This window comes from Novosphingobium sp. B-7, assembly GCF_000410615.1.
Lineage (GTDB): Bacteria > Pseudomonadota > Alphaproteobacteria > Sphingomonadales > Sphingomonadaceae > Novosphingobium > Novosphingobium capsulatum.
Genome location: NZ_KE148381.1, coordinates 1 through 14,136 on the forward strand (window position 1 = coordinate 1; position 14,136 = coordinate 14,136).

Here is a 14,136-nt window from a genome sequence, read left to right on the forward strand (position 1 = left end):
GGTCAGGACCACCTCGCCCGGCCAGCCCAGCGCGGCCTTGATCCGGTTGCGGGCATCTTCCAGCGCCGCCCGCGCCGCACGGCCGGCGGCATGCGGGCTGGAGGGATTGGCCCAGCGCGCCATCCCCTCCAACAGCGCGTCACGCGCCTGCGGCAGGAGCGGCGTGGTGGCCGCGTGATCGAAATAAAGCGAGAGCGACAACGAGAAATCCCGGAAAAGTTGCGTTTACGGGGTTCGTTTCTATATAGCGACCAGTTCCATGCCCAGCCCCGACCGCGCATTGCCCTTGAAACAGGGTCTTGCACCGCCGGTCTTCAGGGCCAGCCAACAGGTTCATCAGGTCAACGATGCCCGCAGTCATCTTCCCCGGTCCCGAAGGTCGCCTCGAAGGCCGCTTCCAGCCCGCCACGCGCAGCCGCGCGCCTGTCGCCATGATCCTGCATCCCCACCCGCAGGCCGGTGGCACGATGAACGACCGTGTAACCCAGGCGCTGTACAAGACATTCGTGGCGCGCGGCTTTGCCACGCTGCGCTTCAACTTCCGCGGCGTGGGCCGCAGCCAGGGCAGCTTTGACAACGGCGTGGGCGAATTGTCCGATGCCGCTGCAGCGCTCGATTGGGTGCAGTCGATCCATCCCGAAGCTTCGGCTACGTGGATTGCCGGCTATTCGTTCGGCGCATTGATCGGCATGCAGCTCTTGATGCGGCGCCCGGAAATCCGCGGCTTCATCTCGGTCTCGCCGCCCGCCAACATGTATGATTTCAGCTTCCTCGCGCCTTGCCCGGCTTCGGGCATCATCGTGCAAGGGTCTGCCGATACGGTGGTGACGCCCAATGCCGTGCAAAAGCTGGTCGACAAGCTGCGCACGCAAAAGCACATCACCATCCACCACGACGAAATCCCGCGCGCCAACCACTTCTATGAAAACGAGTTGGACGAGATGATGAAGTCGGTGGACAATTACCTCGACTTCCGCCTGTCGCCCGATTGCCCGATCCGCTGATCGGCGCAGGCTCGGTATCAGGAAAGGCCCCGGCAGCGCGCGCTGCCGGGGCCTTTTTTGTGTGACTATTGCGGATTGGCAGCGCGTGGGTCCACCAGCGGCGCTGGCCCCGGATGAAGGTCGCGGCGTGCCCAGATGTAATAGGTGCGGTCGATCGTTGGTGTCCGCGCAATCAGCACATAATCGCGCACCAGGGCTTCGCGGACCAAGGCCTGCGTTGCCGGCGCCACTCGCGGCACGACAGACCTGCTCGCCGTGACGATCGCGCCCGGCTGGCTGGCCAACACGCGTCGCTCTTCTTCCACCGGATCGACTCCCAGTGCGCGGGTTTCGATGGGATTGGTAAGATGGTCGGGAAAGGCGAACCGCGTCGGGATGCAGGCATTGGTAAGATAATAGAGGATCGTCGGCCCGTCATAAATGTACAGGCAGTGCCCGCTGACATAAGGCGAAATCGCCGAAACCATTCGTGACGTCTGCAAAATGCCTTGGTGCCTCGAAAAGTAATTGGCCGGGATAAAAATGCAGGGCCATAGCAGCAGCAGGCAACCAAACGTGAAGCCGCGCCGCTCGCCGCGAAGCGCAAAAGCGCCGAGAATGACGCTGGGCAGAACCACCGGCAGAAAATAGAAATCATAGAAGTCGCCGAGCATGCCGAATCCGGCGAACGCACTGACCCACCATCCCGCCAGAAGTGGAAAATCTGCGTAGACCCGCCCGTGTGCATGGGTGCGCAGTTGGAACAGCCCGACACCAGCGGTGGTGAGCAGCCCCATGCAACATGCAACGACCTGGGAAATCTGATCGTTACGGACTTGGGCTGGAAAGGGTTGGCGCAGGAAAATCGAGGTGAAATTGGCAAATAAAAATTCGTCTAAATGCCCCGCCAGCGCGTACGCACCCAGCGCCAGCCCGGTAGGTGCCAGCGCCACCAGCACCATGGCAATTGCCATGCCCAATAGCTGGCGCAACCGCTCTCCAGCAGCAAACAGCCGCCACACGAACCAGCATCCAAAGAAGATGCCTTCAGGAATGACGGTGTACTTGATCTGGATCGCCAAGCCCAACGCAAGCATCGCCGCCAAGGCAAGGGCCGCGATGCGGCCGGGGGTGTTCGCGTCATTGGCCTTGCAAGCGCACCAGGCGGCAAAGGCAGTCAATGCGTTATAGAAGATTGCCGTCTGCCCGCCGAGCCCGTGGAGAACATTGAGCATCAGAACATATGCTACCGCCGCGACAATCGCAGGGATTTCCCCCATGTGCCGCCGCACGATGGCACGAACAAGCCAGGCCGCGATTGCTACACATGCTGTAGCAACCAATTGGTATTGGATGATTCCGCTGCCACCCAGCAGCCGTATGGCGGCATAAAGGGCAAACAGGCCGACCGGCTTGCGATCCCACAAGTCTACGTAGGGCAAATGCCCATGCAGCATGCGATCGCCAACCAGCAGGTAAAGTTGCTCATCAAAATCGAGAATCGGATTGCCGAATGTCGGCGAGCGGACGAGCAGCGTCACCAACCCGATAAGAGCATAGGGCCAGGCCGCAGCCAGCCAATGAAACGCCGGGCGTTGCAGCATCGTGCGCGTTGTCATCTCGTTACACGCCACCACACTCGCCACGTTACTCACCCCCCAGCCTGCTGGTCGTGACCATGGCGCATCGCCCGTAACGACATGGTTAACAGGCGCGACGTTGCCGCCAAAAGCAAACCCCCGGCACGCCAGGGCGCACCGGGGGTCTTGCAGACGCTGCGTGGGCAGCGCGGATGATCAGGCCGAGACGGGCGCCGCCTTGCGCACGCTTTCGTCGACATGCTCCATGAACTGCTCGAAGTTGTCGATGAACTTCTTGACCAGTTCCTGGGCGGTCTTGTCGTATTCGCCGGCATCGGCCCAGGCGCCGCGCGGATCGAGCAGCTTGGTATCGACGCCCGGCACTTCCACCGGCACTTCAAAGCCGAAGTTGGGATCTTCGCGGAATTCGGCGCTGTTGAGGCTGCCATCGAGCGCGGCATTGAGCAGCGCGCGGGTGGCCTTGATCGGCATGCGCTTGATGCCTTCCTGCGTGGCCTTGCCGCCCGACCAGCCGGTGTTGACCAGCCAGCACTTCACCCCGCCCTTGGCGATGCGTTCCTTGAGCAGGTTGCCATAGATCGAGGGGTGACGCGGCATGAACGGCGCGCCGAAGCAGGTGGAGAAGGTTGCTTCCGGTTCGGTCACGCCGATTTCGGTGCCGGCCACGCGGGCGGTATAGCCCGAGAGGAAGTGATACATTGCCTGGTCGGGCGTGAGACGCGCGATCGGCGGCAGCACGCCATAGGCATCGGCGGTGAGGAAGATCAGGTTCTGCGGCACGGGGCCGAGGTTTTCTTCCGAGGCATTGGGGATGAAATCGATCGGATAGGAACCGCGGCTGTTTTCCGCGAGGCTGGCGTCATCCAGATCGATTTCGCGCGTCACCGGATCGATCACCACGTTTTCCAGCACCGTGCCGAAACGCTTGGTGGTGGCAAAGATTTCCGGCTCGGCCTCGGCCGAGAGGCGGATCATCTTGGCATAGCAGCCGCCTTCGAAGTTGAACACGGCGGTATCCGACCAGCCATGTTCGTCGTCCCCGATCAGGGTGCGGCTGGCGTCGGCCGACAGCGTGGTCTTGCCGGTGCCCGAGAGGCCGAAGAACACGGCGGTGTCGCCATTGGGGCCAATGTTGGCCGAGCAGTGCATCGGCATCACACCCTTGACCGGCAGCAGGTAGTTGAGGATGCCGAACACCGACTTCTTCATTTCGCCGGCATAGGACGTGCCGCCGATCAGGATCAGCTTTTCGGTGAAGTTGACCGCGATCACGGTTTCGCTGCGGCAGCCGTGGCGGGCCGGATCGGCGCGGAAGCTGGGCAGGTCGATGATCGTGTATTCGGGGGCGAAGCCGGCCAGTTCATCGGTCGTCGGGCGTACCAGCAGCGTGCGGATGAACAGGTTGTGCCAGGCAAACTCGTTGATCACGCGCACGTTGACGCGGTGTTCGGGCTGCGAGCCGCCGAACAGATCAGCGACATAGAGCTTGTCCTTGGTGGCGAGCGCAGCAAGGAAATCTTCCTTCAGCGCGGCAAAGTGCGCCGGGCTCATGCCCACGTTGGTCTTGCCCCACCACACGGTGTTTTCGGTTTCGGCGTCGCGGACGATGAACTTGTCCTTGGCCGAGCGGCCGGTGTGCTTGCCGGTGGCGACGACGAAAGGACCGTCCTTGGCCAGGACGCCTTCCCCGTTCTTCACCGCATGTTCCACCAGCGGGGCGGTGCCGAGGTTGGCAAACAGCTCGGCAGGTTCAGGAAAACCCTGCGCGGACAAGGAAATGTTCAGGCTGTTGGCGGACATCACAAGCCTCCCGTTTGGTGGGCCATGCTGCACCCCGGACTGTCTGGAGCCGTGGGCAAAAAGGCAGGCCACTGATTGCAAAAGCGCGGTATCGAGCATGATCGCACAGCCGCATTGCCGTTGTTTTCCGGCTTCGCATACGAATGCCGAATACGAATGCGCGATTCCCTGTTCGGATAGTTGACCACCCGCCCCGCGTCAAACCGGATCGACCCAAGATTTTTGCGCAGCAAGTTGCACAATTTTCAACTGCTGCCCTGTCGCAGCTTGTCCCCACACGAACAAATCCAACGTCCTTGGGGGTTTCTTGCCAGCCGCGCCTGCGCGCCCTAATCTAGCGCGCCACCCTGGTAGGCCACACCCGAGCAGGCCCACTCGAGCAGGATCGCCGCAACGCCTATGCACAATGCCCCTGCCCCCCAGCCCGAAGGCACGGGTACGCCCCCGGCAGGGCAGAGCCAGCCGCGCCGCACGATCGCGCTGGTCGATGATGATCGCAATATCCTGACCACGGTATCGATCGCACTGCAGACCGAGGGCTTTGTCACCCGGCTCTACAACGACGGCGATACCGCGCTCAAAGCGCTGCTCGACAATCCGCCCGACCTGGCGGTGTGCGACATCAAGATGCCGCGCATGGATGGCCTGGAATTGCTGCGCCGCCTGCGCGAGCAGAGCGACCTGCCGGTGATCTTCCTGACCAGCAAGGACGACGAGGCCGACGAGGCACTGGGCCTGGCCATGGGCGCCGACGATTACATCGCCAAGCCATTCAGCCAGCGCCTGTTGCTCGCCCGCATTCGCGCCATTTTGCGGCGCAGCGAAATCGTGCGCCGCGATCCGGTTGCCGCCGATGCCGAGCCGGCCGAAAACCTGCCCGATCCGATCCGCCGCGGCCGCCTGGCGATGGACCCGGCGCGCCACCTGGTGACCTGGACAGACAAACTGGTTTCGCTGACCGTCACCGAGTTCCTGATCCTGGAAGCGCTGGCCGTGCGCCCCGGCGTGGTGCGCACCCGCGACCAGCTGATGAACGCGGCCTATCACGACGACGTCTTTGTCGATGATCGCACGATCGACAGCCATATCAAGCGCCTGCGCCGCAAGTTCCGCGCCGTCGATCCGCAGTTTTCCGCGATCGAGACGCTCTATGGCGCGGGCTACAGCTACAGCGACGAATGACGCCGGCCAACTCTGCCCCACCTGCGCCAGAGCGCACCGCGCGCATGCTGGTGCCACGTGCGCTGCGGCCGCGCGGCCTCTCGCTCACCGCACGTATCCTGGCGGTCAACGTCATCGCGCTGGCGCTGCTGGCAGGCAGCTTCTTCTATCTCGATAGCTACCGTTCGCAGCTGCTGGGCGAGCGATTCAAGCTGGCCCGGGCCGAGGCGGAAATTGCCGCCGATGCGCTCGATGGCGCCAGCCTGGCGCAGCAAAAGACGCTGCTGGTGCGCATCGGCCAGGAACAGCGCCTGCGGCTGCGACTCTATGATCGCGAAGGCCGCCTGGTGGCAGACAGCTTTGCCCTGGCGCCGCCCAGCTTCGCCCTGGTCGATCCCACGGGCGAGCCATGGTACCAACATGCCGCGCGCCTGCTCGATCGCGGGGTCGATTTCATCGTCGGTGCGCCGCCGGTGGAACGCTATGCCGAACCGGCCGATCCGGGAGCCGGCAACTGGCCCGAAGTGGTGCGCGCCCGTGCCGCCCATTCCACCCAGGTCTATCTGCGCTATGCCCCCGATCGCACCCCGGTGCTGACCGCCGCGACGCCCGTGGGGAGCGACAGCGATGGGCAGATGCTGCTGGCCATGCGCAATGCCGTGGATATCACCCAGGCGGTGCGCGATGCGCGCCAGACCCTGGTGATCATCATCGGCCTTGCCCTGATGCTTTCGGTGCAGTTGTCGTTATTCCTGGCGCGCACCATCGTCCAGCCGTTGCGCGCGCTGGTTCGCGCAGCGGTGCGGGTGCGGCTGGGCCGTGACCGCGAAGTGGTGGTGCCCCGCCTGCCCGATCGCGGGGATGAGATCGGCCTGCTCGCCCGCGCCTTTTCCGACATGACCATGGCCCTGCGCCATCGCATCGACGCGGTGGAAAGCTTTGCCGCCGATGTCGCCCACGAACTCAAGAACCCGCTGGCAAGCCTGGCCAGCGCGATCGAGTCGCTCGACCGGGTGGAAGATGCCACGCTGCGCCGGCAACTCACCGCGATCGCCACCCACGATGTCCAGCGGATCGATCGCCTGATCACCGAAATCGCCGATGCCAGCCGGATCGATGCGGAGCTGAGCCGCGCCACGTTCGTGCGGCTCGACCTGGGCGGCCTTGCCGCGCAGGTGGTGGGGGCACGCGGCGCGCGGGAAACGCGCGGCGGCGCGGTGATCCGCCTGCGCCAGCCCGATCCCGGCACTTACGCCCCGCTGGTGCTGGGCGATGCCATGCGGCTGGAGCGCGTGCTGGAAAACCTGCTCGACAACGCCGTGTCCTTCTCTCCGCCCGGCGGCGCGGTGGACGTGGCAGTGTGGACACAAGGGCCGCGCGAGGGTGAAGACGCCCGCGTCATGCTGAGCGTGACCGACGAGGGACCCGGCATCCCCCAGGCCGAGCGCGGCAAGGTGTTCGAGCGCTTCCATTCGGTGCGACCGGCCGAGGAGGCGTTTGGCGCGCACAGCGGCCTCGGCCTTGCGATCGCCCGCACCATTGCCGAAGCCCACGATGGCCGCCTGACGATCATCGACCGTCCCGATGGCGCACATGGCGCCTGCCTGGTCCTGACCCTGCCCTATGCCGGGGAACTGCGCGCATGACCGCGGCGGGCCAAGCGCACCAGGCCACGGCAGTGGCGATCGGCGGGCGCGCCGTGATGATCGAGGGGCCACCGGGCAGCGGCAAGTCCAGTCTGGCGCTGGCGCTGATCGATCGCGGTGCGCAGCTGGTGGGCGATGACGGGCTGCTCCTCCTGCCAGATATCGCGCCGGGCAACGCGCCACGGCTGCTGGCCCAACCCCATCCCCGCATCGCCGGCTTGCTGGAAGTGCGCAATCTGGGGCTGCTGCGCTTTCCCCCCCTGGCACAGGCGCCGGTGGCCTTGGTGCTGCGCCTCGACGCAGATGCGCCGCGCTTCATCGATGCGGCAGGTCGCGTTGAGCGCGCCGGAATAGCCGTGCCGATGGTGCAGTTATGGCCAGAAACGCCGATGCTGGCCCTGCGCGCCACGCTCGCGCTGGAACACTATGGCCTGGGCTGAGTGCCATGCCTGCAACAAGATCAGGGCTGGCCGTCGCGTAACCGCACTTTTCTTTGCCCGCCAATGCGCGCAAAAGGTCGTGCATGGTCGCCACCGATAGTTCCGCTCTGCCCGATCCGGATTCGCCGCAACGCATCCTGCTGGTCACTGGCCTCCTCGGCGCAGGCAAGACCACGGCGCTGCGCACGTTGGAAGACTTGGGCTGGGAAGCGATCGACAATTTCCCGATCCGCCTGCTAGATCGCCTGCTGGAGACCGAACCGGGCCAGGCCCGCAGCGAAAGCGGTGGGATCGATGCCGGAACGCCGCTCGCCATCGGGTTTGACACCCGCACCCGCGGGTTTGATCCGCAGACGATCATCGAGCGGGTCAAGGCGCTGAGCACGCGGCCCAACCTTTCGGTCACCACGCTGTTTCTCGACTGCAGCGGGGCAGAGCTTGAGCGCCGCTACAACGAAACCCGCCGCCGCCATCCGATGAGCGAGGACAAGCCCGCCGCCAGCGGCATCGCTGCCGAGCGTGACCTTCTGGCCCCACTGCGCCGCTGGGCCGACGTGGTCATATCCACCACCGATTTCACCACCAACGACCTGCAGCAGGCGATCCGCCAGCAGTTCGGTGCGATCTCACCGAGTCGCACCACGGTCACGATCAGCAGCTTCGGCTTTTCCCGCGGCACCCCGCCGCTCGCCGACCTGGTTTTCGACATGCGTTTCCTCAACAATCCGCACTGGGATGAAACGCTGCGACCGATGACCGGCAAGGACGCCCCGGTGGGCGATTACATCCGCAACGACCCTGCCTTTGCCGAGGCTTTTGACCGGATTCTGGGGCTTTTGCGCCTGCTCCTTCCCCGCTTCGCGGCCCAGGGCAAGGCCTATGTCCACATCGCCTTCGGCTGTACCGGCGGGCGCCATCGCTCGGTCTTCATGGCCGAAGAGATCGCACAAGGCTTGCGCAATTCCGGTTTTTCACCCACATTGTTGCACCGCAACCTTGCCGCCCGCGGCGCCAACCTGCTGGAAGGCGCCCAGGCGGTTCAGGTATGACAATGATGCCAGTGACAATGCCAATGATGACGATAGCGCGGGCAGCGAATATCCTGCGCTCGGGGGATGGGACGGTTCTGAAAGACATGCCTTGTGAATGCCAGCATTCTGGCAGCCCACATGTGCCCGCCAAGGCTCTGTTAAGCTTGGTTGTGGCATCTTGTCAGGCTGTATTTCGGAGCCCGTTCCCTTCATGATCGGCCTTATTCTCGTCACCCATGGTGCCCTTGCCGACGAATTCATCCATGCGATGGAACATGTCGTGGGCCGACAACAGGACGTCATCGGCGTCTGTATCGGCCCCAATGACGATATGGAGCGTCGCCGCAAGGAGATCGCCGATGCCATCCGCCGGGTCGATAGCGGCGAAGGCGTCATCATCCTCACCGACCTGTTCGGCGGCACGCCTTCGAACCTCGCGATCTCGCTGATGCAGGCGGGCCGGGTGGAAGTGATCGCCGGGATCAACCTGCCCATGCTGATCCGGCTTGCCAAGGCGCGCGGATGCATGAATGTTCGCGATGCCACGGCCGCCGCGCGCGATGCCGGCCGCAACTATATCACGATCGCTTCGGAATTCCTGGGCCAGGACGCATAAATCCCACGCCCGAGGGTTTCCCGAACAAAGCGACGCACCCGACAACGACGGGCAGGGGAAGAGGAAAGCCGATGTCGAGCCAAAGCTACGTTGCCCGAGAGACGATCACCATCGTCAACCAGCGCGGCCTCCATGCCCGCGCCAGCGCCAAGTTCGTCAATGCCGTGGCCAAGCTGCCTTCTGGCGTTGACGTGACGGTGTTCAAGGACGGCACCGAGGCAGCCGGCGGCTCTATCCTGGGCCTGATGATGCTGGGCGCGGCCAAGGGTGATACCATCGATGTCGTGGTGTCTGGCCCGGAAGGTGAAGCGGATTCTGTGCTGCTCAAGCTGGCGGGCCTGGTCAAGGACGGGTTCGGCGAAGACTGAAAGCCTTGCCCATCGCGGCTGGCTGACGCATGGACCGCCCCATGTCCCGCCCAACGTCCCGCCGCACGATCACCGGGTTTTCCAACCCCACCGTCAAATTCGTCCGCAGCCTGCGCGACAAGAAGCACCGCAAGCGCGAGCAGCGCTTTCTGGCCGAAGGCCTGCGCCTGCTGACCGATGCCCGCGCCGGCGGGCGCCTGCCCGAAATCCTGCTGATGGCCCAGGGGCGCGAGGCGCATCCGCTGCTGTCAGACCTGGAAAGCGCGGTGGCCGCCGCCGGGGGCGATGTGATCGAGTTGCCGGTGGATATACTGGCCAAGGTGACCGGCAAGGATAACCCGCAGGCCGTGGCAGGTGTCTTTGCCGAATGGGACACGGGCCTGGCGCAGATCGATCGCCAGTCCGCCCCGCTCTGGCTGGTGGCGCAGGCCATGCGCGATCCGGGCAATCTGGGCACGATGCTGCGCACCGCCGATGCCGTGGGCGCAGGCGGGCTGATCCTGATCGATGATTGCGTCGATCCCTTTTCGGTAGAGGCGGTGCGCGCCAGCATGGGCGCGATCTTCACCCAGCGTCTGGCCCAGGCGCGCTGGGACGAATTTCTGCCCTGGCTACGCGCCGGGGCCGGCCAGTTGGTGGCCGCATCGTTGCGCGATGCGGTGCCCTATCGCGGCGCCCCCTATGCCGGTCCCTGCTTCGTCATGGTGGGCAACGAATCGCGCGGCCTGCCCGAAGACTATGAGCTGGCCTGCGACCTGCGCGTGACCATGCCGATGAAGGGGCGCGCCGACAGCCTCAACGCTGCTGTCGCTGGCGCCGTGCTCGCCTATGAGGTATTGGCAAGCCTGGAAGGCTGAGTTCGGCGCGAGGGGGCTTCGACAGGCTCAGCCCGAACGGGGTTCAGACGCTAACCTTTCCGCCTTCGTTAGCCCTGAGCCTGTCGAAGGGCCCAGCGCGACACCCGCGGGTCAAACCGGCCGCCGCGCGCGCAGGGCCTGGGCCAGGGTGCCCTCGTCCATATAGTCCAGTTCTCCCCCCACGGGCAGGCCATGCGCCAGTTGCGTCACGCGCACGGGCAAGTCTTCCAGCCGTTCGGCAATATAGTGCGCCGTGGTCTGCCCCTCGAGCGTGGCGTTCATCGCCAGGACCACTTCATCAATCCCGCCGGCGCGAACCCGATCGAGCAACCGGCCGATGGTCAGGTCTTCCGGCCGCACCCCTTCGAGCGCGGAAAGCCGCCCGCCCAGCACGTGATAGCGCCCAGTGAACAGCCGCGCGCGATCAAGCGCCCAGAGGTCCGCCACATCCTCCACCACGCACAGCGCGCGCGCATCGCGACGCGGATCGGCACAGATCCCGCACGGATCGGTGGTGTCCACATTGCCGCAGGTCTGGCATTCCACCAGGTTCTGGCGCACGGTATCAAGCGCGGCCAGCAGTTGCGGCAGCGCGCTTTCACGCCGCTTGATAAGCCAGAGCACAGCCCGCCGCGCCGAGCGGGGGCCGAGGCCGGGCAGACGGGCCAGTGCGCTCGCCAGCGCCTCGATCTCTTGCGATGCCATGGCGCGACAGATAGGGCCGCGCGCAGGATTGGAAAAGGACCCATTGCACCATGCGCGTTGTCTTCATGGGCACACCCGAATTTGCCGTGCCCACGCTCGATGCGCTGGTGGCCGCCGGCCACGATGTGGTGGCGGTCTACAGCCAGCCGCCGCGCCCGGCCGGCCGGGGTAAAAAGTTGCAGCCCTCGCCCGTGCATCTGGCGGCAGAGCGGCATGGCTTGCCTGTGCTCACCCCCGTCAGCCTCAAGGGGGCAGACGAACAGGCTGCCTTTGCCGCGCATGGCGCCGATGTGGCGGTAGTGGCGGCTTATGGCCTGATCCTGCCGGCCGCGATCCTGGCAGCCCCGGCAAAGGGCTGCCTCAACGTGCATGGCTCGCTGCTGCCACGCTGGCGCGGGGCAGCACCGGTGCAGCGGGCCATCCTGGCAGGCGATGTGCACACCGGCATCACCATCATGCAGATGGAGCGCGGACTCGATACCGGGCCTATGCTGGCGACGGTGGCCACGCCCGTGGCCGGCAAGACCGCCGGCGAACTCACCGCTGAACTGGCCACGCTGGGCGCAGACCTGATGGTGCGCGTGCTGGCCGATCTGGCCAGCTTTACGCCAGAGGTTCAGCCCGAAGCGGGCGTGACCTATGCCGCCAAGATCGACAAGGCGGAAAGCCGGCTCGATTTCGCCCAACCGGCCGAACAGGTGGAGCGCCAGGTGCGCGCTTTCGCCCCTGCCCCCGGTGCCTTTTTCGAACTGGATGGCGAACGCTATCGCGTGCTCGCTGCGCAGGTGGTGGCCGGTGAAGGCGCGCCCGGCACGGTGCTGGACGATGTGCTGACAATCGCCTGCGGACAAGGCGCCATTCGCCCGCTGACCGTGCAGCGCGCCGGCCGCCCAGCGATGGACACCGCCGCTCTCCTGCGCGGCCGCGCCATTCCGGCGGGCACGGTGCTCGCCTGATGCCGCGCTATGCTCTCACGCTGGAATTCGATGGCGGCCCGTTCATGGGGCTGCAGCGCCAGTCGCACGGCCCATCGGTGCAGCAAGCGGTGGAGGAAGCGGCGCAAAGCGTGGTGGGGCATCCCGTCATTCTGCATGCCGCCGGCCGCACCGATACCGGCGTTCACGCGCTTGGCATGCGCGCGCATATCGATGTGGCGCGGCCGTTCGATCCGTTCCGCCTGTCAGAGGCGCTCAACGCTCGGCTCAAGCCCGATCCGATCGCCGTGCTCGATTGCCGGATCGTGCCCGATGACTGGCATGCGCGCTTTTCCTGCCTTGGCCGCGCCTATGAGTATCGCATCGCCAACCGGCGCGCGCCGCTCACGCTAGATGCCGGCCGCGCCTGGCGCATCGCGCGGCCGCTGGATACGGCCGCGATGCACGAGGCAGCGCAGGAGCTGGTCGGCAACCACGATTTCACCACGTTCCGCTCGGTCCATTGCCAGGCGGCCAGCCCCGTCAAGACGCTCGACCGGCTCGACGTGCGCCGCGAAGGGGACATGGTGATCATCGAGACGGCGGCGCGCAGCTTCCTGCACCACCAGGTGCGATCGATGGTGGGGTGCCTGGGCCTGATCGGCCAGGGCCACTGGACGCGCGCTGATCTGGTGGCCGCGCTCCACGCCCGTGATCGCCAGAAGCTGGGCCACAATGCCCCGCCCGAAGGCCTCTATTTCGTGAAGGCGGTGTATCCCGGCGAGGATTGAGTTCGCACGCGGGGGGCTTCGACAAGCTCAGCCCGAACGGATTTCAACTTCGGCTGCATCCGTTCGCCCTGAGCTTGTCGAAGGGCGTCAAGCGCCCAGCATCACGCCTTGTGCGCGACGCTTTCTGGCAGGTCCTTGGCAAACACCCGCTGATAATATTCGGCCACCAGCACGCGCTCGGCCTCGTCACACTTGTTGAGGAACGAGAGGCGGAAGGCAAAGCCGACGTCGTTGAAGATCTGGCTGTTCTGCGCCCAGCTGATCACGGTACGCGGGCTCATCACCGTGGAAATGTCGCCAGCCATGAAGCCCTTGCGGGTCAGGTCGGCCACGCGGACCATCTGCGCGATCACCTGGGCATCCAGGCCTTGCACCTTCTTGGAAACCACGTCGATTTCGGTTTCCGCGGGCAGATAGTTGAGCGCGACGACCAGGTTCCAGCGGTCCATCTGGCCCTGGTTGATCGCCTGCGTGCCGTGATAGAGGCCCGAGGTATCGCCCAGGCCCACAGTATTGGCCGTGGCGAACAGGCGGAAGAACGGATTGGGGCGAATCACCCGGTTCTGGTCGAGCAGGGTCAGCTTGCCTTCGGTTTCCAGCACGCGCTGGATCACGAACATCACGTCGGGGCGGCCTGCATCGTATTCGTCGAACACCAGCGCGGTCGGGGTCTGCAGCGCCCAGGGCAGCAGGCCTTCGCGGAATTCGGTCACCTGCAGACCATCGCGCAGCACGATGGCGTCGCGGCCGATCAGGTCGATACGGCTGATGTGGGCATCGAGGTTGATGCGCACGCACGGCCACTTCAGGCGCGCGGCGACCTGCTCGATATGCGTCGATTTGCCGGTGCCGTGATAACCTTGCACCATGACGCGGCGGTTGTAGGCAAAGCCGGCCAGGATCGCGAGCGTGGTATCGGGATCGAAGACATAGTTGTCGTCGGTATCGGGCACGCGCTCGTCGGCGGCGGAAAAGGCCGGCACGGTCATGTCGATGTCGATGCCAAACACCTCGCGCACCGAAACCTGGGTATCGGGCGCGGGCAGGACGGTGGTGGTGCCAGCGTGGGCCACGAGATTGGAAGTGTCGCTCATCATTTACCTGACTATCCGCGCGGGCGCCGCGCTGCAACATGCTTTGGCATGCGCTTTTGGCCCGTCTTGCATTTGTGCCGGCCGAGCCCATGCGCAGTGGGCCTGGGCGGCCAAGCTGCTATGCTGCCG

The 14,136-nt window shown here is 65.2% G+C and carries 14 protein-coding genes and 1 pseudogene; 10 read left to right on the forward strand and 5 right to left on the reverse strand.

The features are described 5' to 3' along the window. Positions 1-201 (reverse strand): annotated as a pseudogene (locus tag H926_RS28045) (aminotransferase); the annotation flags it as partial. A 146-nt stretch (positions 202-347) separates the two neighbouring features. On the opposite strand from H926_RS28045, the gene H926_RS0115780 reads away from it, so the two are divergent. Continuing rightward, positions 348-1,004, forward strand: coding sequence for an alpha/beta hydrolase (locus H926_RS0115780; protein ID WP_022677177.1), 657 nt, complete (start codon positions 348-350; stop codon positions 1,002-1,004). Between the two features lie 65 nt (positions 1,005-1,069). Here H926_RS0115780 and H926_RS0115785 read toward each other — a convergent pair whose 3' ends face one another. Both H926_RS0115785 and H926_RS0115790 read right to left on the reverse strand, forming a co-directional pair. Beyond that, positions 1,070-2,602: a glycosyltransferase family 39 protein gene (locus H926_RS0115785; RefSeq protein ID WP_022677178.1), complete on the reverse strand. Its 1,533-nt coding sequence runs from the start codon at positions 2,600-2,602 to the stop codon at positions 1,070-1,072. A 177-nt stretch (positions 2,603-2,779) separates the two neighbouring features. Then, positions 2,780-4,384 carry a phosphoenolpyruvate carboxykinase gene (locus H926_RS0115790; protein ID WP_022677179.1) on the reverse strand — a complete coding sequence of 535 codons (1,605 nt, stop codon included), beginning with the start codon at positions 4,382-4,384 and terminating at the stop codon, positions 2,780-2,782. Positions 4,385-4,783: 399 nt separating this feature from the next. On the opposite strand from H926_RS0115790, the gene H926_RS0115795 reads away from it, so the two are divergent. The 7 genes from H926_RS0115795 to H926_RS0115825 all read left to right on the forward strand — a co-directional run bounded on the left by H926_RS0115795 (position 4,784) and on the right by H926_RS0115825 (position 10,503). Further along, entirely contained in the window at positions 4,784-5,566 is a 783-nt protein-coding gene (locus H926_RS0115795; RefSeq protein WP_022677180.1) for a response regulator transcription factor, read from the forward strand. Further along, a complete protein-coding gene (locus tag H926_RS0115800; RefSeq protein ID WP_022677181.1) occupies positions 5,563-7,191 on the forward strand; it encodes a stimulus-sensing domain-containing protein in 1,629 nt (542 codons plus the stop codon). The genes H926_RS0115795 and H926_RS0115800 overlap by 4 nt, the downstream gene beginning before the upstream one ends. Continuing rightward, positions 7,188-7,631: an HPr kinase/phosphorylase gene (locus H926_RS0115805; RefSeq protein WP_022677182.1), complete on the forward strand. Its 444-nt coding sequence runs from the start codon at positions 7,188-7,190 to the stop codon at positions 7,629-7,631. Before H926_RS0115800 ends, H926_RS0115805 begins: the two co-directional genes overlap by 4 nt. A gap of 83 nt (positions 7,632-7,714) precedes the next feature. Further along, positions 7,715-8,680 carry an RNase adapter RapZ gene (gene rapZ, locus H926_RS0115810; RefSeq protein WP_022677183.1) on the forward strand — a complete coding sequence of 322 codons (966 nt, stop codon included), beginning with the start codon at positions 7,715-7,717 and terminating at the stop codon, positions 8,678-8,680. Positions 8,681-8,873: 193 nt separating this feature from the next. Then, the gene (locus H926_RS0115815; protein ID WP_022677184.1) at positions 8,874-9,278 is read left to right on the forward strand and encodes a PTS sugar transporter subunit IIA; all 405 of its coding nucleotides are present in this window, start codon (positions 8,874-8,876) and stop codon (positions 9,276-9,278) included. A 71-nt stretch (positions 9,279-9,349) separates the two neighbouring features. Then, a complete protein-coding gene (locus H926_RS0115820; RefSeq protein ID WP_022677185.1) occupies positions 9,350-9,646 on the forward strand; it encodes an HPr family phosphocarrier protein in 297 nt (98 codons plus the stop codon). A gap of 41 nt (positions 9,647-9,687) precedes the next feature. Beyond that, positions 9,688-10,503, forward strand: coding sequence for an RNA methyltransferase (locus H926_RS0115825; RefSeq protein ID WP_022677186.1), 816 nt, complete (start codon positions 9,688-9,690; stop codon positions 10,501-10,503). Positions 10,504-10,614: 111 nt separating this feature from the next. On the opposite strand, the gene recR is transcribed toward H926_RS0115825, so the two are convergent. Then, the gene (gene recR / locus H926_RS0115830; protein ID WP_022677187.1) at positions 10,615-11,208 is read right to left on the reverse strand and encodes a recombination mediator RecR; all 594 of its coding nucleotides are present in this window, start codon (positions 11,206-11,208) and stop codon (positions 10,615-10,617) included. A gap of 50 nt (positions 11,209-11,258) precedes the next feature. On the opposite strand from recR, the gene fmt reads away from it, so the two are divergent. After that, complete coding sequence (gene fmt, locus H926_RS0115835; protein ID WP_022677188.1) at positions 11,259-12,164, forward strand: methionyl-tRNA formyltransferase; 906 nt, start codon at positions 11,259-11,261, stop codon at positions 12,162-12,164. Beyond that, entirely contained in the window at positions 12,164-12,913 is a 750-nt protein-coding gene (truA, locus tag H926_RS0115840) for a tRNA pseudouridine(38-40) synthase TruA (RefSeq protein ID WP_022677189.1), read from the forward strand. The genes fmt and truA overlap by 1 nt, the downstream gene beginning before the upstream one ends. Positions 12,914-13,014: 101 nt before the next feature. Here truA and cobS read toward each other — a convergent pair whose 3' ends face one another. Next, positions 13,015-14,007: a cobaltochelatase subunit CobS gene (gene cobS, locus H926_RS0115845; RefSeq protein WP_022677190.1), complete on the reverse strand. Its 993-nt coding sequence runs from the start codon at positions 14,005-14,007 to the stop codon at positions 13,015-13,017. Between the last annotated feature and the right edge of the window lie 129 nt (positions 14,008-14,136).